Raw genomic sequence first — 23748 nt, 5'->3', positions numbered from 1 at the left:
TGGGGTATTTTTTTATTTGGAAGTCCCTTAGTCAACTTTGAACTGGCTAACGCTGGTTTCCAGTTGTTGTGAAGTCATCCGTAGTTCCTCAAAAGACTCGGAAATGTGGATGGCACTTTCTGAAGTCTTACGGGCGATCGCCGAAACATCCATCATCGCCTCTGTCAACATCTGGGATTGCTGACTTTGATGGGAAACTGCTTGGGTAATTCCTTGTACCAGTCCACCAATTTCGTTGGTAGCTACCACGATCGCACTTAGGGAATGACGAGTCTCATCGATCAAATTCGAGCCTTGGACAACTTGGCTAATCCCTATTTCCATTGCTTCGGTAACTTCGTTGGTGCCAGCTTGAATTTCTTGCACGAGTCGCTCAATTTCTGTGGTGGCACTAGCTGACTGATAAGCCAAAGAACGAACTTCATCTGCAACCACCGCAAAGCCTTTGCCATACTCTCCAGCACGGGTAGCCTCGATCGCAGCATTAAGTGCCAGCAAATTGGTTTGAGTGGCAAAGTTTTCAATCAGACTTACTACTTTCGAGATTTTCTGAGAAGCTTCACCGAGGCGTTTAATCTTCTTCGCTGTTTCCGACACGGTTTCCCGAATCTCCAAAATGCCATCTACAGTTCTTTCCATCAGCGAATCACCAGCTTGGACGGTGTTATTAGCTCTTTGAACCGCCTGTCCGACTTTTTGAGCATCAGCAGCGACTATCTGGGTGGAAGTTACCATCATTTGTAATTGTTCCAGAGCGTGTTCGAGGCGTTCTGCCTGCTGTTGAGCTTGGTCAGATAGTTTTACTACTGAGGTAGTGTTATTGCTGGAATTTTCACTCACCTTGCCAGCAGCAATCTGCACTTGTCGCACTAAATCTCGCAAACTTTGGATCGTAGTGTTGTAACCATCGGCGATCGTCCCAATTTCATCTTCAGATAGGGGCGCTCGAACGGTAAGATCGCCTCTGAAGGATGGTTCCAAAGCCATGAGAACGCGTATTGCTCCTTGTTGGAGTTTTTCGCGGGCGGTGCGTTCGCGCTCTGCTGCTTCTGCTAGTTGCTGCTCTTGAATACGCACCTGTGTTAGGTAGTCTGCAAGATTGAGGGCAAGACCAATCTGGACACTGGCTTGGTTGAGAACATCCTCCTCGGATTGCTCCCACTGGCGCGATGCGCTATTTTGATAAACTCCCATCAACCCCCAGAGCCGATTTTCTTGAAAAATCGGAGAAATCATGTAGGCTTTAGTTCCCCACAGTTCTAACAATTGGATGTGACATTCGTCATGACCGACAGTATATATATTGTCAACCCGCAAACTTTCTTTGCGGGCATAACGCCCTCCTTGGTTGTACTGGAGATAGGTATCTCTAACTCTGGCAAGGCTAGTTCCCACAAGCTTAGGCCAATCTCCATTCACAGACTCAACGACAAATTCTCCAGACCAATCAGGCTCAAAACGATAAACTCCAACTCGATCTACTTTCAGCAGTTGACGAAGTTCGTGGGTGGCAAACTGGACAAATTCCAGAACATTACTATGACTTTGAGCCATCTCTGTTAACCGACTTGGCAGGCGATAAGAAAATCGGGCGTTTGCTACTTCCCGTTCTGCCAGTTTGATCAGTTCTTCATTCTTGGTTAAGGTTTGTTGTAAGTATTGCGATTGCTGGACGGCAACCCCAAACTGCGTGCCGATTTTCGTTACCAAGTTGACTTCATTATCTTGCCATTGCCGCGACCCGCTATTTTGGTAAGCTCCTAACAAACCCCAGAGCTTGTTTCCGGCAATAATCGGGGTGATGATATAGGCTCTAATCTGGAATTGCTCTAGAATTTTCAAGTGGCACTGGGCATGACCAGCAGTGTAAACGTCATTGATTACAAATGTCTCGTTGTTGCGATAGCGTCCACCTTGGGTTTGTTGTAGGTGTTCGTCTTCCCATATAGTCCTGATATCGGGGCCAACCAAAGCCACCCATTCCCGACTTACGGATTCGGCAATAAACTCCCCACCCCAATCTGGATTGAAGCGATACACGGCTAGACGATCGCATTCCAAATGCGATCGCAATTCTGGTAAGGCATTGCGGAAAATCGTATCTAGCTCTTGAACTTGGCGGATTTTTTCTGCCAGCCGTGTCAATGCTCGTTCCCCTTCTGCGGTTCGCGCTAACTCTGCATTCTTCTTCTTGAGCTGTTCGATATACCTAACCTGTTGCAAGCCTATACCCATTTGCACAGCTACTTTTCGCAACAGTTGCACATCCTTGGATTTCCACTGCCGAGGGCCAGTATTTTGGTATGCTCCTAAAAAGCCCCAAAGTTTGTTTCCAACAAAGATCGGAGCGATCGCGTAAGCTTTGGCCTGGATTTTTTCTAATATCTCTAGGTAGCACTGAACGTGACCGACAGTGTAAATATCATTGACAACAAAGGTTTCATGATTGCGATAGCGTCCGCCCTGAGTTTCTTGTAAGTGATCGTCCATCCACATCGTTTTGATGTCGGAACTAGCTAAAGACAGCCATTGATCTTTTACGGATTCGGCAATAAATTCCACACTCCAGTCGGGATGAAAGCGAAATACTGCTAGGCGATCGCACTGTAGTTGTTTGCGTAAACTTGGCAGCACATTCAGGAAAATTGTATCTGCCTCTTGAGCTTGGCGAATTTTTTCCACCATCCCTGTCAGCACCTGTTCCTCTTCTGCTGCCCGCGCCAACTCTGCATTCTTCGTTTTCAGTTCTCCGATGTACTCGGCTTGCTGCACGCTTAAACCCAACTGAATACCCAATTTGGTCAGCAATCGCACCTCCTCGGAATTCCACTGGCGCGGACCGCTATTTTGGTAAGCTCCTAACAAACCCCAAAGTTTGTTTCCAGCGAAAATAGGGGCGATGGTGTAGGCTTTAGCCTGGAACTGCTCTAATAGGTCGATGTGGCACTGGGCATGGCCAACAGTATAGATATCATTGACGGTAAAAGTTTCATTGTTGCGATAGCGCCCGCCTTCGGTTTGCTGTAGGTGTTCGTCTTCCCATACGGTCTTGATATCGGGACCAACCAAAGGCACCCAGTCACTTCCGACAGATTCAGCAATAAATTCACCACTCCAGTCAGAGTTGAAGCGATAGATTGCTAGGCGATCGCATTTGAACAACTGCCGCAATTCTGCCAAGGTAGTGCGGTAAATTGTTTCTGGGTGTTGGGAATGAAGCATTCTCTCCGTCATTCGGGCGATCGCGTGTTCTACTTCAGCTACTTGTGTCATTTCGATATTTTTTAATCGTAGCTGTTCGATATATTCAGCTTGCTGGAGGGCAATGCTCAACGGTTCGCCGATCTGCAACAAAGCACCGATTTCTTCCTCAGTCCATTTCCGAACATCAGAATTCTGATAGGCTGCTAACAAACCCCAAAGATTACCAGCGCGGAAGATGGGAACAATGATGTACGCTTTGGCTTGGAACTTCTCTAATGTTTCTAAATAGCAAGGTGAAAAACCAGCAGCATAAATATCGTTGACTTTACGAAAGCGCGTTCCTTTGGTGTACACTCCACCCTGGGTTTCCTTCAGATAGGTATCGGCATCAGGTTTAACAGGGGAGCCATAGTCCTTAACATTACAACGTTCTGAAGACATCAGACCTGTTTTTAAAATGCTGTCTTGTTCCTGCATCTCCAACAGTGACGACCAACCAGCAGCCACAGATTCCGCGATCACTTCTCCACTCCAGTCTGGATGAAATTGATAAACGACAACGCGATCGCATTTTAAAAATCGCCGCAACTCTTGGGTGGTAATGCGGAAAAGGGTGCGAAGATCGGTTGCTTGCCCAATCTTTTCAATGATGCCGAAAACAGTGCGTTCTCGTTCCACAAGTTTGGCTGACTCCTCAGAGCGGTGATAAAGTTGTTGCTGATATTGCACCTGTTGAATCGCAATACTAGACAGAGTTGCAACCTGCACCATTAGGCGAACTTCACTATCTTTCCACTGACGAGGCTGAGAATTTTGATAGGCAGCGAGCAAGCCCCACAACTTTTCTCCCTGGAAGATAGCAACAATAATGTATCCTTTGGCTTGATAGGTTTCTAAAATTTTGATATAGCAGTCAGAAAAACCAGCACTGTAGATATCATTAGTGACTCGATAAATCTGTCCGCGATGGAAATTTTTGCCTTGGCTATGCTGAATGTAGCTATCTGCACTGTGCGATCGCCCTGTTGTCCCAACCAATCCTCCTTCGTCTGCAAGGTTCCTCACACTGCAATAGTTAACGTTATTGACAATTGCTGGGTTGTTTCGCTGTTCTTCTAATAGAGAAACCCACTCAGCTCCAGCAGATTCAGCGATAAATTCCCCACTCCAATCTGGCTGGAAACGATAAACTGCCACGCGATCGCATTTTAGTGACTGTCTTACTTCTTGGGTGGCAACGCGAAAGATGGTATCCAAATCTTTGGACTGGAGAATTTTATTCGCTACACCGACCAGGATTTGGTCTTTTTCTACTTCTTGTTGCAACGTAGCCTGAATCACGGCAACTTGCAGTTGCGCTTCTAATTCCTGCTCGATTAATTTTAGTAACTGAATTTCAGCATTCTGCCACTGGCGAGCAGCTGTGCATTGCTGTACTACCAACAAACCCCAAACCCCATCTTTTGCTAAGATCGGCAAACTCAAACAAGCTCTTACCTGAAACCGCTCCATTAACTGCTTTTGGTAAGGAGACAAGCCAGCAGTGTAGGTATCCGCGATCGCCACTAATTTTTCTTGTTGATAAAGCTTGGCAGAACCTAACCCAAAAGTGACGGCGGGCAGTTTTTCCTTCAGCATTGGGGTAAAGCCATCCCTCATTGCCTCAGCAGCAACTATCCCCAGCGTCGGATTCGTAAACTCATACAGCACCACGCGATCGGCTTGCAGGGCGCTTTGTATCTCCATGACAGCAGTAGCCAGCAATGTATCTAGATCGGAAAATTGGCGGATTTTGCTAGCGATCGCCTGTACTTGCTCTACCTCTAATCCATCTCCTCCGTCTTGATATGGCAACACACTTAGCAGTTCTTTTAACTTGCGAATTCTCTCTCGCAATGGCCCTGTTTCCACCCAATCAGCTTGATCCAGTTCTGTTCGCAATTCTTCTAGAGCGGAGGTGATTTGCTGTTTTGCTGGTGCATCAACGGTATGCCCGTTATCGGTTTCCTTATAACCGTTGCTGGGATTTGAGTGAGGTTGGCTCGGTCTAAGATTGTGTTGCGCTACCATGATCTTTCTTGCTATGAAGGTTGTCGGAGTTAATAAGTAGACTTCTTGCAGAAGTCGGGAAAAGGGTAAGGGGGAAAGGGTAAAGGGATAAGAAAAAACCCTTGCCCTTTTACCTTTACCCTTTCCCCCAAGAGTGCAAAACTATTTTTGCAAGAGGTCTAGTGTTAAAGAGGCTGAAGGGCTTGAATCACAACATGGGTGTCAAGTAACATCAAAGGGCTACCTTGAGAATCCACAAAGTAACCCTGTAAGAACGAGCCTAGTCGGCCAGGTAACATCGATGTCGAAATCGCTAACCGCTCTTGGGGATCGTGAACTTCAATAGTATTGACTTGCTCCACCAACAGCCCGACGGTTTGATTCTGGACTTGAACAAGCATCGCCATGCCAGAGTTACGCACACTTTCTCGCCGACACCAGTGTGTTGCTCCCAACAAAGCTGCTAAATCAAGAATCCAGATCGCTTCTCCCCGCCAATTCATGATGCCTAACAAGAATTCTGCTACTTGCGGTACTGGCAAAATCTCGGTCAGCGCAACCTGAATTACTCCCCGTAAATCAGCTAATGGGAGTAACCCATTTACCTTTCCATTCAACGGAAATCTTAAAAACCTCTGGTTGTTTCCTTGAGGAGAGTTTTCAAGTCGAAATTGGCTATTTATGGGTAGCTCTCTAAAGCTATCATTGCCCTGTACCATTGCCCTAGTTTCCTTTAGCGAATAAATTTATTAACAGTCTGGAGCAAGGTATTTTCATCTACAGGTTTGACTAAATAGCCATCGGCACCACTCATATTGCCCCAAGTTCTATCAACATCTGTGTTTTTAGTTGAGCAAATCACTACCGGGATTCCTTTTGTTGTCGGATCGGCTTTCAACTTGCGGCAGAACTCAAATCCACTTTGACCTGGCAAAATCAAATCCAGTAAAATCAAATCAGGTTTTTGTTGTTTCAACCTGAGTTGAGCCTCTTCACCACTGCGAACTTCATAAACTGAATATCCTCCTTGTTCTAGGTAACGTGTCATCTTTTCGGATTCTGTGAGGCTATCTTCAACTAAAAGAACTTTTTTCATTTTTTCCTAACTATTTAATTTAGAATTTGACAAATTATTGCGACAAATGAATTAACAAGAGAGTAAAAGGCAGGAGGCAGGAGGCAGGAGGCAGAAAGAAGGTTTAATAATTTTCATACTTGGTTGTGCCAAAACTGGGTATGAATAGCTGTTTTGAAAATGGATGTAGGAGAGCCACTGGCATGACTACCGCTTCAACCTAAACACTTAAATACTTGTGAAGTACATTGAGTACTTTGTCTGCTTCTACAGGTTTACCCAAAAAGTCAGTTGCTCCTACTAATTTTGCTCGCATCCGATCTACTATTCCATCTTTCCCCGTTAAGATGACAACCGGCACATTTTTGAGACTTGGAGTTTTACGGATTTGAGAACAAATTTCATAGCCATTTACTTTTGGCATCAAAAGATCCAAAAAAATGAAGTCTGGCTTGCTTTTAATTAGATTTAAAACTGCCGTCAAGGAATCTTGAATGCCAACAAAGCGATAACCTTGATGGGTGAGAATTTCCTCCAAACTGCGACAGATCATTGGACTATCATCCACACAGGCTACTAAAGGTCTTGAGACATCAATAATTGCTTTACTAGCTGCTGGGAGACCAACTTGTAAAATAGTCTTCTCTTCTGTCTTCAGTGAAGAATTGGAATTATTAACTGCACTGGACGGAGTGAAAACTTCTTTACTAGTCGCTGGGGGAGCAACTTTGTTGAAATTGGGCGCAACTTGTAAAACAGTGTCCTCTTCTGTCTTTAGTGAAGAATTGGAATTATTAACTGCACTGGACGGGTTGCCAGTTTCTTTACTAATCCCAACCTGCCTGAGCTTTGGGGTGGGTGAAAAAACGATCGCCCCTGTTTTTACCAATGTCATCAATAACCGAGTCAAAGCTAAGACATCCCGACCGCTTTTTTGCCCTAAACCTCGTAAAGTTTTTGTTCCATCAACTAGAGCAATAATCTGTTTAGAGGATGCTTGTCCTTGAAGTAGCTCAATTTTTTGAATTATCGGAAATAAATTGGGCGAGTAGGTTGCCAGTCCTGCATCTCGCCATTCTTGCCAGGCTTGTGTAGCCCGTTTCAAAACTTCCTCTGTTGGTATTACAGCTAGGAGAACCCCTGGAACTTCACCAACAACGGTAGTATGTGACAACTGCCCTGCTGGATTGTCGCTATTTCTTTTGGCTTCAATGTACTGCATTATATCAAACAGGACTTCAGCTATTGAGCTTGCAATCAAGCTCACAAGTTGTTGTTGTTCGATTAATTTTTGTTCTCGTAACTTAGCAAGAATGGAATACTCGCGATAATTTTCTTGGGGAGAAACAAGCTGCTCCAACTGTGTCACATCCACATTAGAACAGTACCGCAACAAGTGTCGTCGCCATCGCTCATCGGCATTAGAACCGCCAGCCTGCCAAATTAATCGTCCTAAACGAAAATATAGCGTCCAAGTCGGCCCATCCCTTGCTTCAAGATTCAGCCTGCCTGTAAATAATTTAATTTGAAGTTGCTCGATCAATTGATTCACAATGGATCGCACCTCCTTATATATCTTGAGTTTTGGATTTACATTAAAATTGCTCAAACAATCCAGTTTACTAACTTCATCGTGCGATCGCCAATAGCACAGTTAAAAACCTTGATTGAGCTACCCCAGCTTGTTATATCCCTTTGCAACCGGATATTTTTAAAGTTCAAAGCCGGAAGCTTGAACAAAGATTTAAGCTCTTTTTCTAATTATTAATAGGTTAACTAATTATTAATAGGTTAACTTGTTGCCATGTTACATCTACTGAGCAAATTGCTTGTACAAATGTAGTTGCAATACAGACGGGAAAAAGATGGAAATGTTGAATACTACAAAGCATAGACCAGCTTTAATGCTTATCGATTTTGTACTCTGCTGCTTAAGGCGAGAGAGACAAGCGATCGCCCAACAGCTAGTCTGCAAATACAAAAAATGAGCTTGAATTAAGTTTGTCAAGAAATTGCTTGTTGTCGAATAAAGTATTGGCGATCGCGTTGTTCCAGTACCCCTTGCTTGATCAAGGAACGCAGGATATCTATCGTTTGCACCCGGCTTAAGCCGATCACCTCTTCAATTTCTATCAGAGTAGCTCCTTCAGCTTGCTGAATGTATTGCTGCACTTTAGATTTAGCAGTATCCGCATTCAAGACAGGCACTTTCTTAGCTATGGTATTGACGGAAGTACGAAAACCAGTGGCTTTAATTGCAGAACGGGAGATTGACCATTTTGGAACTGTTACAACTGATTTCTCTTCTTTAACAGGAGTTGGGGGAACTGGTTGTTCGGGACTGTAATCGTCCCAAACACTGTTATGTAAGATTGCCCGGAAATTTTGCAAGTTTTGGAATAATGCCTGAGCCTTTGCTGAACGCTGTTGGCGGTATTCTTGTTGGCGTTGCGAGACATCTGTTTTTATTTGCAATATTTCCAATTGCCGCTCTAGAATCTCTTGCTGAAATTGCTGCTGTTGTAACTTTCTGTTGTTGTCAAGGCTGGTAACAAAACTGCTCAATTCTTGATGAAGCAAATCTGCTTGCAGCTGCAATTCTTTTTGAGTTAGCTGTTTCCACTGGTTAACTTTTTGACGGCGTTCAGCAGTTATTTGCAATCGCTGCAATCGCTCTTGTTCCCATAAATTCTTGAGAGCCATCAGCTGAAATCTCCTATTTTGTTAACTAGAAATATTAAATAGGAGCCATGAAGACTCCCTTTTTATAATCTGGTGTTAAGCAGCAGATGGAACAGCAGCCTGAGATGTTAAACCAACTGCCTCGGCATATCTTAAGTAAGTTTCAACTGAAGCAATTACAATCCGAGCTTCTATTGATAGCAGTTCAATACCAACTAAAGAAACACGTACCCAAGCATCAACTACAATTCCTTTGTCCAAAATGCGGTCAATAACTTCAGCCAGACTTGAAGATGAGTTAACTTTTTCAACAGCCATTTTATTTTGCTCTCACAACTCTAATTATTGATTTAATTCTGCTCTGATTGAGCAGTAGGTAAAACTTACACAATGTGTTTTATTCTTCCTGAGTTTAGTGTTCCCAAAAATATAAGATAAATATAAGAAAATAAAAAAATATTAAAAAGTTAACAATATTTTTTTTAGACAAAAATTCAAGAAAAAATCATCTCATCTTTATTTTTTCTGGAAAAGTTATAAATATTATTTTTTATGAATTTATATGAGAGTGTTTTTGAGAAAATGATAAGGTGGCAGAGGTTCGCTGAGTGCTAATTGCCAGTGCGAGCATTGTACTTGCCAGAGGGAAAACTGCTGCGTACTGACCGTTGAATCGTTGCGCTGTGCCAAAAAGTGGATTTGCCGCACATCTGACTGTCGAGTTTCACAGATAACATTTGTATATGTTTTGAGAATTAACTGGTTCAAGAGTTCCCACTGTTCGCATTGTTGTGCTTGAAATGCTTGCTGTGTTTGGTAGCGTTGTTTCTTAGCTAATAAATAGGCTTTTCCCTTGGCATCAATATTGTCAGAATCGTCAAGTAAATCACAGGGTGTCAATTTTAAAGTGTACTCAACTTTGTCTGCTAGCTGAGTTAGGGCTTCTAGATATTGCTCTTGGTGCTTTTCTAGATGATTCAGCAGTTTTTCTTGCGAGGTAAAACCCCTCCCAAAGCGCAGGGGAAGAAGGGGAGTTTGTTGAAAAAGTTCTCGAATTACGCGATCGTGGTTTAATACAGCTTGAAGTAAACGCTCATCCGTTGCCTGTATTGCCTCCAGTGAGATTTCCGGCTCTACGATCGCACCTAAACCAGAAGAGTAAACTAGTTCAATATTCCTTTCCATCCCTAAAGGTAGAACAAGCGGTGATGCGATCGGGACTAGAAGAGCATAAACATATATTGACATAAGTATAACGGCGTAAATATTTGTAGTTGGGATGAGGCAGGAGTCTTCCTGCCTTCTGCCCTCTATTCAGATTGATGCTGATTAGCAAGCATTTGGTATGTAACCTGGAAATCATCATTTGTAATCTGAATCAAGCTGGAGTCAGTCAATCCTTGGGCGCGGTATCGACGAATGGCGCTTAAGGCAGCTTGATTGCTTAACAAAGCCAAGTCTGCCCCATTCCAACCCTCGGTAACTGTCGCCCAGGTTTCTAAATCGACATCAACGAAGGGACGATCTAGATTGTGAACTCCTAAAATCGCTAATCGGCTGGCTCGATCTGGCAGATCGATTTTTATCTGTAAGTCCAATCTTCCCGCTCTGAGCAAGGCAGGATCGAGCGCTTCTGGACGATTGGTTGCTCCTACTAACAGTACTTTCGGGCATTCATGCAACCCATCGAGTTCGGTGAGCAGTTGACCGACAACGCGATCGCTAACTCCAGAATCACCAGTGAATCGTCCCCGTGCTGGTGCCAGGGTATCAATTTCATCTATAAACACAACGCAAGGAGCTGCTTGCCGAGCTTTGCGAAAGAGTTCTCTGACTGCTTGTTCTGCTGCACCTACCCATCGGCTAAGTAATTCCGGGCCATTCACAGCAATAAAATTGGCTCTAGCCTGGGAAGCGATCGCTTTTGCCAGTAATGTTTTTCCCGTTCCCGGCGGTCCCCACAACAGAATCCCACGCGGAGGCTTGGCTTTGGTTTGCTCGTATAGTTCGGGATAAAGAAGTGCGCCCTCTACAGATTCTTGAAGTTTTTGTTTAACATCATCCAATCCACCAATGTCATCCCAACTGACACTTGGTACTTCAACTGCTACATCCCTGAGAACTGAGGGTTTTATCTCCTTAATTGCTTCGAGAAAATCCTGCTGTACGATAGTCATGTTCTCAGGAACGGGACTGTTGAGCGAGGGGACTTGACGACGAAGGGCAATGTAGGCTGCTTTTTGACAAAGAGCTTTGATATCGGCTCCGACAAAACCGACAGCCAAATCGGCGATCGCTCCTAAATTAACCGAAGTCTCCAAGGGCATGGCATTTGTCAAAATCGTCAGAATTTCCAATCGTCCATTGCGATCGGGAACCCGAAACTGAACTTCGCGATCAAAGCGTCCCGGACGACGCAGTGCCGGATCGAGATAATCGGGACGATTTGTTGCCGCTAATACAAGTACGCCCTCGGTTTTGGCAAACCCATCCATTAACCCAAGCAACTGCGCCACTAGTCTTTTTTCAACTTCACCTTCCACTTGGCTGCGATCTGGGGCAAGGCTGTCAATTTCGTCAATAAATATCAAGCAGGGAGCAGAACGAGTTGCTTTCTCAAAAATACTTCGCAAACGAGCTTCTGCTTCCCCGTAATACTTGCTCATCACCTCTGGGCCATTGATGGCAATGTAGTTTAACTCTAACTCTTCTGCCAAAACACGGGCTGTTAAAGTTTTTCCCGTACCGGGCGGCCCAACGAGCAAAACTCCACTCGGAGGCTCTAACCCTAATTTCACCAATAAATCTGGACGCTTAAGTGGAATTTCAACTAACTCTCTGATTTCTTGGAGAACATTAGCCAAGCCGCCGACATCTTGCCAAGAAGTTTTTGAGTTCGTCTTATCTGATGGGGGAGTGACATCAGTATCATCCATTGGTGTAGTGCCAACGGTGGAATTGGATCTGACTCGGCTGGAATTATTTGTTCTGGGAATATTGCCTTGCCGGGGAATACTACTGAGATTATGAGAGCGAATTTGAATAGAAGTTTTTAACTCGCCTTTCTCTGCTTTTTCTTCTAAAGCTTTGGCAATTTCTAATAGGTGTTCAAATCCTTTAAATATGTCGTCCATTGATTTTACTTAGAGGTTGTTTGAAAAGTGTTTTACTGTGATTTTGGGTACTTTTAGATCCCCCCTAACCCCCCTTGTAAAGGGGGGGACCGGAATTAAAGTCCCCCTTTTTAAGGGGGATTTAGGGGGATCTATAACGTTTTACTATCGACAAGAGGACTTTTCAAACATCCTCTTAAATAAAAGGTAGAGAAAATTTAATTTCCCAAAAAATTAAAAGTTTCAATAATTTTTCATTCTCAATTTTTATTGCTATTCAACAGAGAGAGGAATTAATCAGTTGGAAATTGTTAATCGAAGACGAGCAAAGTTATACGGGGCAGTGAAATTGTTGTAGCGAATTCGCAAACGGTCTTCAAATTGCCGATCGAGTGCTTCAACGTGTTCGCTAAATTGTGATTCTGCTTCCCAAGGAATTAGGTAGGCTGAATTGTAAATCATTGTGTCCATTTGGGGAGTATTTTCTACCACTTCGATCGCAATGGAGTTGAGCGTGCTTTGAAATATATCTATGATGCCTTGCTTGCGATCGCTCATTCCCTGTTCGATGGTTTGCCCTATTTGGATTACTCGCTCCATACTCAGGGGTTGACCCACTAGTTTATCCCTTTCGGTTTTGAGATTTGGGTGTTCTGCTAATAGTCCCTGAATTTCTGCCTCGGTATCCCAAAAAACTTTGACACTAACTTCTCGGCAACCCGATAACTTCGCAAGCAATTGCGTCAATTCTTCTTGATGAGGACGAATTAATTGCTGTGAAACCGTTTCCCAGCTTGAAACCAAAAGTCCAAATTGCACTGGCAGTAAATAGCGATCGCCTCCTTGCATGATCTCCTCAAGGACTTTCTCATGACTTAGCAGGTTACGACGGCTGGCCAAATAACGCTCTTGCTGTGCTTCCGAGTAGATGACTGCAAAATCATCCAAAATTTTAATTTGTACAGGTTGCCGATCTAAGCCCTGTAAATTTAAGTTTTGTGGAGCAGGCAAGGTCAAAATTCCATAAATGTAAAAGCCATAACTCATAAAAATGTCTTACCAAAGAAGAATGTAGATAAAAAAGTTATAGGGGTTTAGAAGTGAGTACTAGTCTTAATTTGGCATGAACTAAGCTTAACTGAGCCAGTCCCAAGTCCAAGTCACCTTCAACCACCACACCCGTATTTAATAAGCGATCGAGAAGTTCTAAAATAGAAGGTTGACTAGAGGTTTCACCGGGGTAGTATCCTCCAGATTGGGGCAATAAATTTCCCATTTCACCCAAGTTAATATTTAGATCGGCTGGGTCAACATCAAATATCTCGCAAAGCTTAACAACCTGTTGTTCAAGCTGTTGCAGGCTTTCGGCAGCTCGATCTAGCTCAGAGTCGTTGAGGGTGCCAGCATCCATTCGCCGAATCACCTGAGCTTCCATGAGTTGGCGTATCAGTTCAACAACCGTCAGTAACAACGGTGCTAAACCGGAATCGGAACCTTTTGATTTACTAATCGCCTGCATTCTGATGATTATTAGGATTGAGTGCTTTGAGCGATTGCAGTTCTGTTTCTAGACTGACAAGACGCTCTTGAAGTTGTTGATTAGTTGCTAATAAGGTGCGAGTTTGACTATTAAGATAGGGGTCGCTCTCCCACCAGTTAATTCCAATCTCTTTGGCTTTATCAACAGAAGAAATCAACAAACGAATCCGAATGTTGAGCAGTTCTGTGGAGCCTACGGAAATAGAAATATCTCCTGCTATAACAATGCCTTTATCCAGAACCCGTTCTAGAATATCTGCCAAGGTAGAACCTTGAGTTGATGTGGTGATAGCTCCCCGATTAGTATTAGTACTCATTTGTTTATTAAATGGCCAGAATCAAAAGCAACTGTCTGTGAGATGCTTGGCGGCTCGGCATTACCCTGCATTTGTACTAATACTCCCTGTTCTCTGAGAGACTTGAGTGCAGCCACAATTTGACTGCGATCGATCCCTAACTCTACTGCCAATTCAGAGAAACGCCGTCCTGGAGAATTACACAGGTAGTTGTAGACTTCATGCTCGTAAGGTACTCGTTGTTCCAATACAATCTGATTTTGGTTGTTTGGTATTATCTCTGACGACTGAGATTGAGTATTTATACTACGATACAATTCACTTAAAACCTCTTCCAGTAGCCGAGTTGCTTCCATGAGAGGTTGATTCGTGCGAGAAAGCAGGATATCGGCACAAATATCTTGGAAGCTAGGATCTCCAGGGTTTACAGAAATTTCGTGTTCGTGGCAGATTTTGGCAATCATCAGACAGGAACGCAATCCACCGCCCTGTCCAGAACCAGATCGACTCCAAAACGTCCGTACTAAGCGGACAATTACTTCTGCTTTCTCAGAATCTATACCTGTTTTATGAACTACAATTTCCTGCTGACTCAGTTCATCAGGTGTAGGCATATCAATGGTAATAACACGATCCATCAAAGCATCCTGAGTTGCATGAACTCCACAATACTCTTGAGGATTTGATGTTAAGATTGCCCGAAACTGAGGATGAACCCGGATATACTCGGCTCGATGTTGGTTTGTTGGTAATACTAACAACCTCTCCTCAAGTACGGAGAGTAAAACGTTATTTACCTCCGGGTGCGATCGATTGAATTCGTCGTAAACCAGCGTAAATCCTTCTTTACAAGCTAGGGTTAATCGTGCATCAACCCAATGTTGTCGGACTTCATCCTCAATTTTGACAACGCTGTGGATGAAGTTATCAACAACCTTTTTGCGGGTGTAACCTAATTGATTACCAATCAAGTCTGAGGTTTTAAACTCATCATCTCCAAATAAGAGGATGATCGGCTGGTTGAGCAAATCAGCTAGATGCATTGCCAGAGTAGTTTTTCCGACTCCGGCTGCACCACGTAAGTGTATTGAAAAACCTGACTGTAGATAGCGTAAAGCACGTTGAGCGATGCGTTGAACAGCAGGGGTATTGACAAATCGTTGGGGAGATGCATTTAATACTGTTGTCAAACTCTAAGTACCTCGTAAATAGTAATGTGTCATACGAAAGTATTTTTTTTTACATTGCAAATATAAAATACAGATGTCAATTAGCCTTAACTGGACTAAAATCCAACGCATTTTGGCATCAACACAAGACTAGTAATGTTTAATATTTATGTCATCAGCATGATTACGGTCTTGAAAGGATACCTTTAATAAATCCACTCAGGTGTAAAGCAATATGGTTCTGCGCTTTTTACTATTACCGATTACCGGCCCATTAATGGGGGTAACGTGGCTTGGGGAAAAAATTTTAGAACAGGCGAGTACTGAAATTGATGATAAAGAAAATCTCAGCAAGCAGCTTCTTGCACTCCAACTTGCTTTTGATATGGGAGAAATTCCTGAAGAAGAGTTTGAAATTCAGGAAGAAGCTCTTTTATTAGCGATTCTGGAAGCAGAACAGGAGGGAACAGAGTTGGAGGAATAGGGCGTTGCATAAATGCGGGATGGTTTTTCTCACGCAGAGGAGGACACTTCTGTGGGCGGGTTTCCCGACTTGTACCGCTAACGCGGAACCCGCAGGGTAGAAAGTGTCCGTCGCGCTCCAGACGCAGAGAGGATAAGGAATTTTATATTTCAATACGTACAATTTCATCCCTAGATTCAGCAACGCCAGGAAAAGAGTCATTTCCCGACATTTTCACTAACACAGGACTTACGCACAAGTCACGGAAAATCGAACCACAGAGAACGCAGAGGACACGGAGGAATAAGAGTTTGGGAGGTTTATTGCGTAAGTCCTATAACACATAAAATGTATTGGCATTGTATATACAAATGTTCTATATTAGATATTAAGCATTACCGAAGTAAGCTGCAACCTTACTTCGGTAATGCTTAATCTGACACATAAATATGGAAGATACCTAATGGTTGCCCGTTCTAAAATGGATAATCTTGGTCGTAACCAAGTAATTAATATTAGAGTTCAAGAACAACAACGGGATTTAATTGACAATGCGGCTGCGATTCTTGGTAAAAGCCGTTCTGACTTTATGTTAGAGGTAGCCTGTAGAGAAGCTGAAAAAGTCATCTGTGACAAAACCTTTTTTGCATTAGATGAGGAAAAATATCAAGAGTTCCTTGCTATTTTAGACTCACCACCTAAAGCGAATGAAGAAATTCGTAAACTCTTAACTGCTAAATCGCCTTGGGATTGATGACAAACCAAAGGAAAATGATCAATGCTCCTCAGCCTGTTACTAAAAACCATGATGTATCAGAGTTTGAATCCAAATCAGAAGCCTTGAATAGCTGGCTGAAGGAGAGAGCTTTGAAAAATGAGGGGGATACAGCCAGAACATTTGTAGTAACAGTTGAAAATAAAGTAATAGGCTATTACTGTTTATCAACAGCTTCTGTAACTCATTTAGCAGCTGTTAGCAAAGCTAAACGGAACGCACCAGACCCTATACCGTGTATGCTTATTGGTAGGCTAGCTGTAGATATCAAATGGGAAGGACAAGGTATAGGGTCTGGTTTATTAAAAGATGCTATTAAACGCATTTTATCAGTATCTCAAATAGCTGGTGTTAGATGTATTTTGGTTCATGCTAAAGATGAAGAAGCCAAAAATTTTTATTTAAAACGTGGTTTTCAAGCATCGCCAATAGAAGCATTAACGCTAATGATGACTTTAAAAGATATTAGAGCAAGCATTGTAGATTAACCTATTAACTAACGTGCGCCTCCGTTGGAGACTCACGTTAATTTTAAAAATATTGTTAGCTATTATACTTAAGTAAATTATGCTTCTACTATACAAGTATTAATTTAATGGAAGCTTTACCCGATAATTGGGCAGATATTCAACCTGATACTGTATATCTTTCAATCAGTGGTCTGCTAGTTTCATTTGGCAGTGAACAAATAAAGCTGGGATTAAAATATGATCGGAAGGGGAAACATTTAAAAGCCATTGAGAAAGGGCTTGTACCTCCTCGCGGTAATGTTGGGTTGGTGGCTTCCCAAGAATCTGGCTACGATTTGAAATCTAAAGTCTTAGGTAAAGGTGGCGACCGCCGATTTCATGCAAAATTCATTGATGGTATATTGCACTTCTCTGGTTTGGTAACAGAACATTAAACCCACATAACTATGACAAGGCTCGAATTAAAAAATCATCAAGTTTGGCAAGATTTAACTGAAATATTACAAAGTTTAGATGCTAATCTTCTTGTTCAAGAACATCTTGACCAGTGTGATTATCAAGTGCGTGGCTATTGGGATGAACAAGATGAATATTATGAGAAAATTACGTTACCTCGTACTCTCGAAGCCGAATTAGTTAGCAGTTCAATAGGCGTTACTCACGAAGAACGTTTTTTACAACTAAAGTTTTTGCTCATAGCTGATGCTGTTGATAATAGAAAAACTGCAAGTAGCAATGCTCAAAAACTTGGCGAATTGGTTCTTGTTTATGATGAAAATCTAGAATTTATTGATGAGAATTGGCTTTTAGATGTCGATTTTCCATTCCTTGTGAAGCGATCTGACTAATTTTAGGCAAATATTTTTAACCGGACGATAAGCTTCCACTCACTGGGGATAAATGGTTATTCTATCTGCTTGCTTCGACAGCGCAATCAAGGTATGCGGTCGCTCCTCATAGAAGTAAGAAGTAATTAGTCATCATGGTTTAACAGTGACTAATCATTAGATTTTCTTACTTTTTACTTACAAATTAAAGGCACATTTTAAACGCAGATTTTAAGCCTGTAGCTGTATATAAAAAGTTATTTTTAGACTGTTTACATCTTATTTGACGCTCATTAAAAGCTCTTCCCATCTTGCCACAATCATATCTGTATAGTTTTTTCTATCAATTTTGTATGCTCCAATTGCAAAACCATCATTCATTTCTACCAGAGCAGTTTCTCCAGAATCTAAAACTCCGAAATCAATTGCATATCCAGCAATTGATTCTCCTGCATTGTCTAAAGCTTGAATAGCACAGAGAACTTTTTCAATATCTAGTACAATATTGGGATTACCATCATAATGATCAATGCTTCTAATTTGTGAATGAACCACATAAATTCGATACTCGCTTACCCAAGATACAACTTCTGAACACAGCAACGGCTCTTGGCGTGAGACTCCGTAGACTTGGCACAAATCATATTCCGATTCAAAAACATAACCTGTAAAGCGTTTACGGCGTGTTGCAGGTTTAGCAAATGTTGGCGCATATCTACCTTTGCGTAATTCTATTTCTAACTGTTCTAAGGTAGATGTCCATGTCCGGCGGTGCATGAAGTTCTTTAGTGAAGCAGGATAATCATTAGGCTCAGGTTCTGGAATACCAAGCTGTTTGATTGCACCTAAAATACATGGCATATCACCAACAACTAAAGACTCATTATCAAGTGCCAGTTGTCGCCTTTGAATACGTTTTTGGGTATAAAAAGTAATTGGTATGCCTCTGGCTCTGAGTTCTTCACTAACAAGTTGCTCCTCATGTTGGAGCCGTCCATTACCTTGTTCTTGGATAAAAGCCTTAGAAATCAATGCAGTTGTAAGAATTTCAAATACTATTTACATTGTTGTCTAAAAATGAAACAAAAGGTATAAAAATTTTAGTATTCCAATGTTAAGGTTTTGAATTTTGGTGTATTGTCCTTCAAGTCAGTATTTGTTTGCTGATGGGTCATGTCCCCTTCAGTAATTGTTTGACTATTTAAAATAGCAAGACGCTGCTGAATCTGATGTCGGCGTGCTTCGAGTTTCTCTAGTTCCTCCTCTAAACGCTCCTTCTCTAACATCATTTTGTAAGCATTTAAGTAAGCTGTTGCTTGAGAACGTTGAGGAGGCATGGTGCTAAGTTTGGCTTGAATTTGTCTGCGGTTTGGAGTGCGATGCATAATAAATTTCTCTTTGGGTATGAAAGTATTTAGTCTAATTAGCCGTTAAAATAAACAGGCGGCTGCTGCTTGGATGCGTTCTAAAGTCTGAACTGAGCGAGGAAGCATTGGTAAACGAACCATTGTCAAACCTGGAAAATTTGTCTCGCAGTCATCGCAATTAACAGTTGCTGTAGAAGTAAAGCGGTTGAGAACAAGGTAATTCTGACTTACACCTATTTCTTGCATAGATTTGAACAAGCGTTGTTGTTCGGCAAGTACGCTAGTCTGGTTAAGTGTAACCCCAATGAACTCTACTTGTTGTGGGTCTTTTAGCACTTTTTGGGCTTTGACTACGCGCTGTCGCAAAATTCGTAAACGCCCCATAAACTCTGTACGACCAAGGACATTTTGATACTTGATCCAAAGTTTGAAAATCCAAGCTAGCCAGTCTGCTAGTGCAGTTGGCATTTCTAGAAAACGCAGAAGATGACCTGTAGGAGCAGTGTCTAAAATAATCAAGTCTTCTTCTTGTTGCTCTAGCAATTCCATTACTGTTAACAGGGAAAGTATTTCATCAATCCCTGGTAAAGCTTGATCGACAATTTTGCGCCAGGCAACAGGAGCATAGGCCATTTCGATAGATTCGCTTGTTTGGGTTTCGCCACTCATCATTTGGGCTAGTTCCCATAGGTAATCGGCTCTGAATTGATCGACAATGCGATCGCCATCTACTTCCTGACCTCGAAGATTGGCAGTTATTTGATATGGTTCATGTCCTAAACTCAGACCAAAGGCATCACCCAAGGAGTGGGCTGGATCGATAGAAACCATGCGAATTTTACGATCGGGATGTTGTTGAGCCATAGCCCAACCAATGGCAGCTGCTACTGTGGTCTTGCCAACTCCACCCTTACCGCCAATTAGTAACAGGCGACGACCTTGGGTCAGAAAATCTCCAAAACTAGGAGGAATTTTTTCAGGCCATTGAATTGGGAGTAGATGTACAGGAGATAGTGGTTCAAGCTGAGGAATATGGATTTGGTTGATGAGATGGCTAAGGGCTACAATTCCCAAAGGTTCCTCATCTTGCTGTGGCACAATAAACATCGGCTTTCCGTTAGCAAGAGCCGTATACTGGCTGATGAGCGGTTGTTGTTCTTGGTAACGATCTGCGTCAGTCGCACTGGCAAGGACTTGGTTGACAAATAACCCTCCGCAAGGAACCTGCATGGTTTGTAAGGCTTCTAGGAATCGTTTTGACTCCAACCAACTCATTGGTTCGGCGATCGCAACTAACAAACAAGCAGTATGGGTGGGATCTTGAAGCAGACGACGACCTTGCGACAGTTCAGCTTTCAGGGTTTGCAAGAATTCGTCAGCGCGATCGGGTGTGTAACTTCCAGCAAAGGTCTTGCTAATATACCGATGCTTTTCTTGAAATAGTTCGAGAGAGTGGAGGAAAGTGTCTAAAAAGTCCATCAATCCAAACAAGTTAAGAGTATGACCGCTAGGAGCCATATCTACTACTACTCGATCTACCTGCTGCTCCTGAAAAAGGCGTTGGATCTCTAACAAGCCCATCAACTCGTCCAGTCCAGGCCAATTTAAATCCCAAACTGGAGACAAGTCTTCTCCTTCAACAAAACTACCGCGCTCCACTAACAGTTCTAACACCTGACCATAACGTTCTTTAAACTCTTGTAGTAGACGCTTTGCATCCAACGCCCTTACTCGTAGATTGGGTAGTTCCGCTATGGGACGAGGAATGTCATCAACGCTAACTTGTAAGACATCTCCAAGAGAGTGAGCCGGATCGGTTGAGATTAAAAGAATTTGCTCATTGGCAAATTTCTGCGCCCAACGACATGCAAAGGTGCAGGAGATTGTCGTTTTTCCGACTCCACCTTTACCACTAAACATAGCAAGGTGTAGGTTATCAAAAAGTTCCATCCCGTTTGTCATTTGCGGTGTTTTAGGATAAAGCTACTACATATTTTTGAAAGTTACTTAAGTAATTTTGCTGAATAAACCTATTTAAAACCTTAATTTTTCACGGATAGGATTTACAAAACTTCTAGGGCGGCGATAGAGAAAGCTTCACAAGAGAATATGTAATTAATTTTGTTGAGGTACTTACAAAGATTAGCCAAGGAACTATAACTGAGGTAAAGATTTAGCCAGAGATGTTCAAAGGTAAGGAGATAAGATGGTTAACAGTTCTGAAGGCGATATAAATATTGGGTGTAATGTCCAATGTATTTCTGAATACGACTTTTTTTCTGACAGTAATTTTGAGGACATTTATTGTCGTCCACTCAAAACAGACTCTCCCTACTTAGGACTAAAAACTTTTGAAATTAAAGATAAAGACAAATTTTTTGGTCGGGAAAAGTGGATTGTTAATCTGGGTGATCGCTTAAAAAAAGATAATATAATCTTGCTTTTAGGAGCATCAGACACTGGCAAATCATCATTGATTCGGGCAGGTTTAATTCCTTATTTAGGAAATAATAACAATTCATTAATTAATATAAGTTTTCACCCAAATGAAAATCCTTTTAAATCTCTTTATCAGTGTCTTGCTTCTAATTATGGAAAAAAATCACCAATAGCTGATATTAGTCGAGAAATAAGAGAAAATACCCTAATTAAAATTGTCACATTCCTCAAACAAGATTATCAGTGCGTTCTGATTTTTATTGACCAATTTGAAGAACTGTTTACGAAAACTCAAAAACCGAAATGCGATAAATTTATTGCTAGTCTCTTTCAACAGTTCCAGCAGCAGGATAGCTCTGTCAAAATTGTTTTAACAATGCGGTCTGATTTTCTGGATAAATTTAGTGAGTATCCTCAACTTGCCAAGATTCACGATCGCTATAGTCGTATACTCACTAGAATGAGCGATGCAGAATTAAAGTTAGCGATCGCTGAACCTGCTGCTAGACATGGCGTTATCTTTGAACAAGGATTAGTTGAACAAATTATTCATGATTTTCACCAACAAAATGATTATTTACCACTTCTGGCATACACCTTAGATATGCTGTGGAAAAGAGAAAATATTGCAAGCAGGGTTCTGAAGACAAACACTTATAAAGAACTAAAAGAGCAAACTTTTGGTTCTTTAAGCGAACAAGCTAATCGATTTATTAATGCTAGTGTTGGATGGGGCGATCGCCAGGAACAAGAGATTCAAAAGTTAAACCTTGCACTGACTGAATTAAAACTGCGCGAGCAATCCGCCAGGGTTTTGAATTTACTTCCTGTCCAACCGCTAGAGGGTCTGGTGCTGGCAATTCAAACAATGGGTGAGAATCTAGAGAAATACCCAAACCAGCTTCTAGCTCCTGTTTTGGGAAGCTTAAAGGAAGCAATGAACACACCCACAGAGGCAAATAGCTTGCGCGGACACGAGCAAGAGGTTAATTGTGTAGCCTTTAGTCCTGATGGCAAGTTTATTGCCAGTGGCAGTAGCGATTCTACGGTGTGCTTATGGAATGTCATTGGCAATCCTACCGCTCAATTTTTGTGTGGACATGAGCAAGAGGTTAATTGTATAGCCTTTAGTCCTGATGGCAAGTTTCTTGTTAGTGGCAGTATTGACGGAATTTTGTGTTTATGGGATCTACAAGGTAATCTCATTACTCAACCGTGGCAGGGACATGAGGAAGGAGTTATTTCCGTCGCCTTTAGCCCAAATAGCGATGGCTGCGCCAACCCCTCTGGGGTACGCATTGTCAGTGTTAGTTTTGACGGAACGGTGTGTTTGTGGGATTTACAAGGTAACGCCATTACTCAACCTTGGCGCGGACACAAGGAAGGAGTTATTTCCGTCGCCTTTAGCCCAAATGGCGATTCTATTGTCAGCGTTGGTTTTGACGGAACGGTATGTTTGTGGGATTTAGAAGGTAACACCATCACTCAACCCTGGCACAAACATGAGGCAAAAATTATTTGCGCCGCCTTTAGCCCCGATCGCAAGTTGATTGTCAGTGGTAGCAGTGATTCTACAGTGCGGTTGTGGGACATCCAAGGTAATCCTATCGGTCAACCTTGGCACGGGCATGAAGGACATGTAAATTCTGTAGCGTTTAGCCCTGATGGTAAGTTTATTATTAGTGGTAGCTGCGATCGCACAATACGCTTGTGGAATATCAATGGCAACCCCATCACTCAACCTTGGCGGGGACATGAGGGACAGGTTAATTCCCTAGCCTTTAGCCCCGATGGCAAGTTGATTATCAGTGGTGGCGATCGCACTGTGCGTTTGTGGGAGCTACATCAAATATTACAAGATCGGATCATCGGGCGATCGCAGCGCAAATATGAGAATTGGGTCAATTCTGTCGCCTTTAGCCCTGATGGTCAGTGGATTATTAGTGCCAGCAATGATTCTACAATCCGCTTGTGGGATATTCACGGCAACCCCATTGGCCAACCTTTGCACGGACATGAAAAAGAAGTTAATTCTGTCGCCTTTAGCCCTGATGGTAAGTGGATTATCAGTGCCAGCAATGATTCTACAGTGCGCTTGTGGGATATTCACGGCAACCCCATTGGTCAACCTTGGCGCGGACAAGAAAAAGAAGTTAGGGACTTCCAAAGAATAAATTATTCCAAGAAAAACAAGAGACAGGTTTTCTCAAGAATGATAATCATTTTAAGGGGGGAGAAAAGGGGTTGCCGAGGGCAACCCCTTTTCTCCCCCTCATCTAT

General features: G+C 42.4%; 21 protein-coding genes. 6 read left to right on the top strand and 15 right to left on the bottom strand.

What is annotated here, in order from left to right; all coding sequences use genetic code 11:
- Nucleotides 1-27: 27 nt before the first annotated feature.
- The 12 genes from IQ274_RS28980 to gvpN form a co-directional block, all read right to left on the bottom strand.
- The gene (locus IQ274_RS28980; protein WP_163931986.1) at nt 28-5274 is read right to left on the bottom strand and encodes a GAF domain-containing protein; all 5247 of its coding nucleotides are present in this window, start codon (nt 5272-5274) and stop codon (nt 28-30) included.
- Between the two features lie 164 nt (nt 5275-5438).
- Nucleotides 5439-5972 (bottom strand): chemotaxis protein CheW, encoded by a 534-nt coding sequence (locus tag IQ274_RS28975; protein WP_163931989.1) that lies wholly within the window; start codon nt 5970-5972, stop codon nt 5439-5441.
- A 14-nt stretch (nt 5973-5986) separates the two neighbouring features.
- Nucleotides 5987-6349 (bottom strand): response regulator transcription factor, encoded by a 363-nt coding sequence (locus IQ274_RS28970; protein ID WP_069071669.1) that lies wholly within the window; start codon nt 6347-6349, stop codon nt 5987-5989.
- A gap of 199 nt (nt 6350-6548) precedes the next feature.
- Nucleotides 6549-7880: a response regulator gene (locus tag IQ274_RS28965; RefSeq protein WP_163931992.1), complete on the bottom strand. Its 1332-nt coding sequence runs from the start codon at nt 7878-7880 to the stop codon at nt 6549-6551.
- A gap of 452 nt (nt 7881-8332) precedes the next feature.
- A complete protein-coding gene (locus IQ274_RS28960; RefSeq protein ID WP_163931995.1) occupies nt 8333-9031 on the bottom strand; it encodes a gas vesicle protein GvpC in 699 nt (232 codons plus the stop codon).
- A gap of 75 nt (nt 9032-9106) precedes the next feature.
- Nucleotides 9107-9328 carry a gas vesicle structural protein GvpA gene (gene gvpA / locus IQ274_RS28955; protein WP_163931998.1) on the bottom strand — a complete coding sequence of 74 codons (222 nt, stop codon included), beginning with the start codon at nt 9326-9328 and terminating at the stop codon, nt 9107-9109.
- Between the two features lie 240 nt (nt 9329-9568).
- Nucleotides 9569-10258: a GvpL/GvpF family gas vesicle protein gene (locus IQ274_RS28950; protein ID WP_163932001.1), complete on the bottom strand. Its 690-nt coding sequence runs from the start codon at nt 10256-10258 to the stop codon at nt 9569-9571.
- A 62-nt stretch (nt 10259-10320) separates the two neighbouring features.
- Nucleotides 10321-12144 carry an AAA family ATPase gene (locus IQ274_RS28945; RefSeq protein WP_194144285.1) on the bottom strand — a complete coding sequence of 608 codons (1824 nt, stop codon included), beginning with the start codon at nt 12142-12144 and terminating at the stop codon, nt 10321-10323.
- 276 nt (nt 12145-12420) lie between these two features.
- Nucleotides 12421-13170, bottom strand: a complete 750-nt coding sequence (locus IQ274_RS28940; RefSeq protein WP_194144284.1) for a GvpL/GvpF family gas vesicle protein — start codon at nt 13168-13170, stop codon at nt 12421-12423.
- 37 nt (nt 13171-13207) lie between these two features.
- Complete coding sequence (locus IQ274_RS28935) at nt 13208-13642, bottom strand: gas vesicle protein K (RefSeq protein WP_194144283.1); 435 nt, start codon at nt 13640-13642, stop codon at nt 13208-13210.
- On the bottom strand, nt 13629-13979 hold the full coding sequence (locus IQ274_RS28930) for a gas vesicle protein (RefSeq protein ID WP_194144282.1): 351 nt from the start codon (nt 13977-13979) through the stop codon (nt 13629-13631). Before IQ274_RS28930 ends, IQ274_RS28935 begins: the two co-directional genes overlap by 14 nt.
- Nucleotides 13976-15148: a gas vesicle protein GvpN gene (gene gvpN / locus IQ274_RS28925; RefSeq protein WP_194144281.1), complete on the bottom strand. Its 1173-nt coding sequence runs from the start codon at nt 15146-15148 to the stop codon at nt 13976-13978. The genes IQ274_RS28930 and gvpN overlap by 4 nt, the downstream gene beginning before the upstream one ends.
- 214 nt (nt 15149-15362) lie before the next feature.
- Between gvpN and IQ274_RS28920 the strand changes: the two genes are divergently transcribed.
- The 5 genes from IQ274_RS28920 (at nt 15363) to IQ274_RS28900 (ending at nt 17683) form a co-directional block, all read left to right on the top strand.
- Nucleotides 15363-15611, top strand: coding sequence for a gas vesicle protein GvpG (locus IQ274_RS28920; RefSeq protein ID WP_163932017.1), 249 nt, complete (start codon nt 15363-15365; stop codon nt 15609-15611).
- 442 nt (nt 15612-16053) lie between these two features.
- A complete protein-coding gene (locus tag IQ274_RS28915; protein ID WP_194144280.1) occupies nt 16054-16344 on the top strand; it encodes a DUF1778 domain-containing protein in 291 nt (96 codons plus the stop codon).
- 17 nt (nt 16345-16361) lie between these two features.
- Nucleotides 16362-16853, top strand: a complete 492-nt coding sequence (locus tag IQ274_RS28910; RefSeq protein WP_228058426.1) for a GNAT family N-acetyltransferase — start codon at nt 16362-16364, stop codon at nt 16851-16853.
- Between the two features lie 107 nt (nt 16854-16960).
- The gene (locus IQ274_RS28905) at nt 16961-17269 is read left to right on the top strand and encodes a hypothetical protein (RefSeq protein WP_163932025.1); all 309 of its coding nucleotides are present in this window, start codon (nt 16961-16963) and stop codon (nt 17267-17269) included.
- Between the two features lie 12 nt (nt 17270-17281).
- Nucleotides 17282-17683, top strand: coding sequence for a hypothetical protein (locus tag IQ274_RS28900; protein ID WP_163932027.1), 402 nt, complete (start codon nt 17282-17284; stop codon nt 17681-17683).
- Nucleotides 17684-17941: 258 nt separating this feature from the next.
- Here the strand turns inward: IQ274_RS28900 and IQ274_RS28895 are convergent, their stop codons facing one another.
- The 3 genes from IQ274_RS28895 to IQ274_RS28885 form a co-directional block, all read right to left on the bottom strand.
- On the bottom strand, nt 17942-18694 hold the full coding sequence (locus IQ274_RS28895) for an ATP-grasp domain-containing protein (RefSeq protein WP_194144278.1): 753 nt from the start codon (nt 18692-18694) through the stop codon (nt 17942-17944).
- A gap of 68 nt (nt 18695-18762) precedes the next feature.
- A complete protein-coding gene (locus IQ274_RS28890) occupies nt 18763-19047 on the bottom strand; it encodes a hypothetical protein (RefSeq protein WP_194144277.1) in 285 nt (94 codons plus the stop codon).
- A 45-nt stretch (nt 19048-19092) separates the two neighbouring features.
- Entirely contained in the window at nt 19093-20991 is a 1899-nt protein-coding gene (locus IQ274_RS28885) for an ArsA family ATPase (RefSeq protein ID WP_228058425.1), read from the bottom strand.
- A 244-nt stretch (nt 20992-21235) separates the two neighbouring features.
- Here IQ274_RS28885 and IQ274_RS28880 point away from each other — a divergent pair.
- On the top strand, nt 21236-23748 hold a 2513-nt coding region (locus IQ274_RS28880; protein ID WP_194144276.1), incomplete at its 3' end, for a WD40 repeat domain-containing protein.

It is taken from the genome of Nostoc sp. LEGE 12447 (assembly GCF_015206985.1).
Taxonomy (GTDB): Bacteria; Cyanobacteriota; Cyanobacteriia; order Cyanobacteriales; family Nostocaceae; genus Nostoc.
This window is presented reverse-complemented; position numbering and strand designations above follow the sequence as displayed.

Bases quoted from the DNA above. Each gene is read 5' to 3' on its own strand.
- IQ274_RS28980 (WP_163931986.1), bottom strand. From the start codon at position 5,274: ATGGTAGCGCAACACAATCTTAGACCGAGCCAACCTCACTCAAATCCC.
- IQ274_RS28975 (WP_163931989.1), bottom strand. From the start codon at position 5,972: ATGGTACAGGGCAATGATAGCTTTAGAGAGCTACCCATAAATAGCCAA.
- IQ274_RS28970 (WP_069071669.1), bottom strand. From the start codon at position 6,349: ATGAAAAAAGTTCTTTTAGTTGAAGATAGCCTCACAGAATCCGAAAAG.
- IQ274_RS28960 (WP_163931995.1), bottom strand. From the start codon at position 9,031: ATGGCTCTCAAGAATTTATGGGAACAAGAGCGATTGCAGCGATTGCAA.
- gvpA (WP_163931998.1), bottom strand. From the start codon at position 9,328: ATGGCTGTTGAAAAAGTTAACTCATCTTCAAGTCTGGCTGAAGTTATT.
- IQ274_RS28950 (WP_163932001.1), bottom strand. From the start codon at position 10,258: ATGTCAATATATGTTTATGCTCTTCTAGTCCCGATCGCATCACCGCTT.
- IQ274_RS28945 (WP_194144285.1), bottom strand. From the start codon at position 12,144: ATGGACGACATATTTAAAGGATTTGAACACCTATTAGAAATTGCCAAA.
- IQ274_RS28940 (WP_194144284.1), bottom strand. From the start codon at position 13,170: ATGAGTTATGGCTTTTACATTTATGGAATTTTGACCTTGCCTGCTCCA.
- IQ274_RS28935 (WP_194144283.1), bottom strand. From the start codon at position 13,642: ATGCAGGCGATTAGTAAATCAAAAGGTTCCGATTCCGGTTTAGCACCG.
- IQ274_RS28930 (WP_194144282.1), bottom strand. From the start codon at position 13,979: ATGAGTACTAATACTAATCGGGGAGCTATCACCACATCAACTCAAGGT.
- IQ274_RS28920 (WP_163932017.1), top strand. From the start codon at position 15,363: ATGGTTCTGCGCTTTTTACTATTACCGATTACCGGCCCATTAATGGGG.
- IQ274_RS28915 (WP_194144280.1), top strand. From the start codon at position 16,054: ATGGTTGCCCGTTCTAAAATGGATAATCTTGGTCGTAACCAAGTAATT.
- IQ274_RS28910 (WP_228058426.1), top strand. From the start codon at position 16,362: ATGATCAATGCTCCTCAGCCTGTTACTAAAAACCATGATGTATCAGAG.
- IQ274_RS28905 (WP_163932025.1), top strand. From the start codon at position 16,961: ATGGAAGCTTTACCCGATAATTGGGCAGATATTCAACCTGATACTGTA.
- IQ274_RS28900 (WP_163932027.1), top strand. From the start codon at position 17,282: ATGACAAGGCTCGAATTAAAAAATCATCAAGTTTGGCAAGATTTAACT.
- IQ274_RS28890 (WP_194144277.1), bottom strand. From the start codon at position 19,047: ATGCATCGCACTCCAAACCGCAGACAAATTCAAGCCAAACTTAGCACC.
- IQ274_RS28885 (WP_228058425.1), bottom strand. From the start codon at position 20,991: ATGACAAACGGGATGGAACTTTTTGATAACCTACACCTTGCTATGTTT.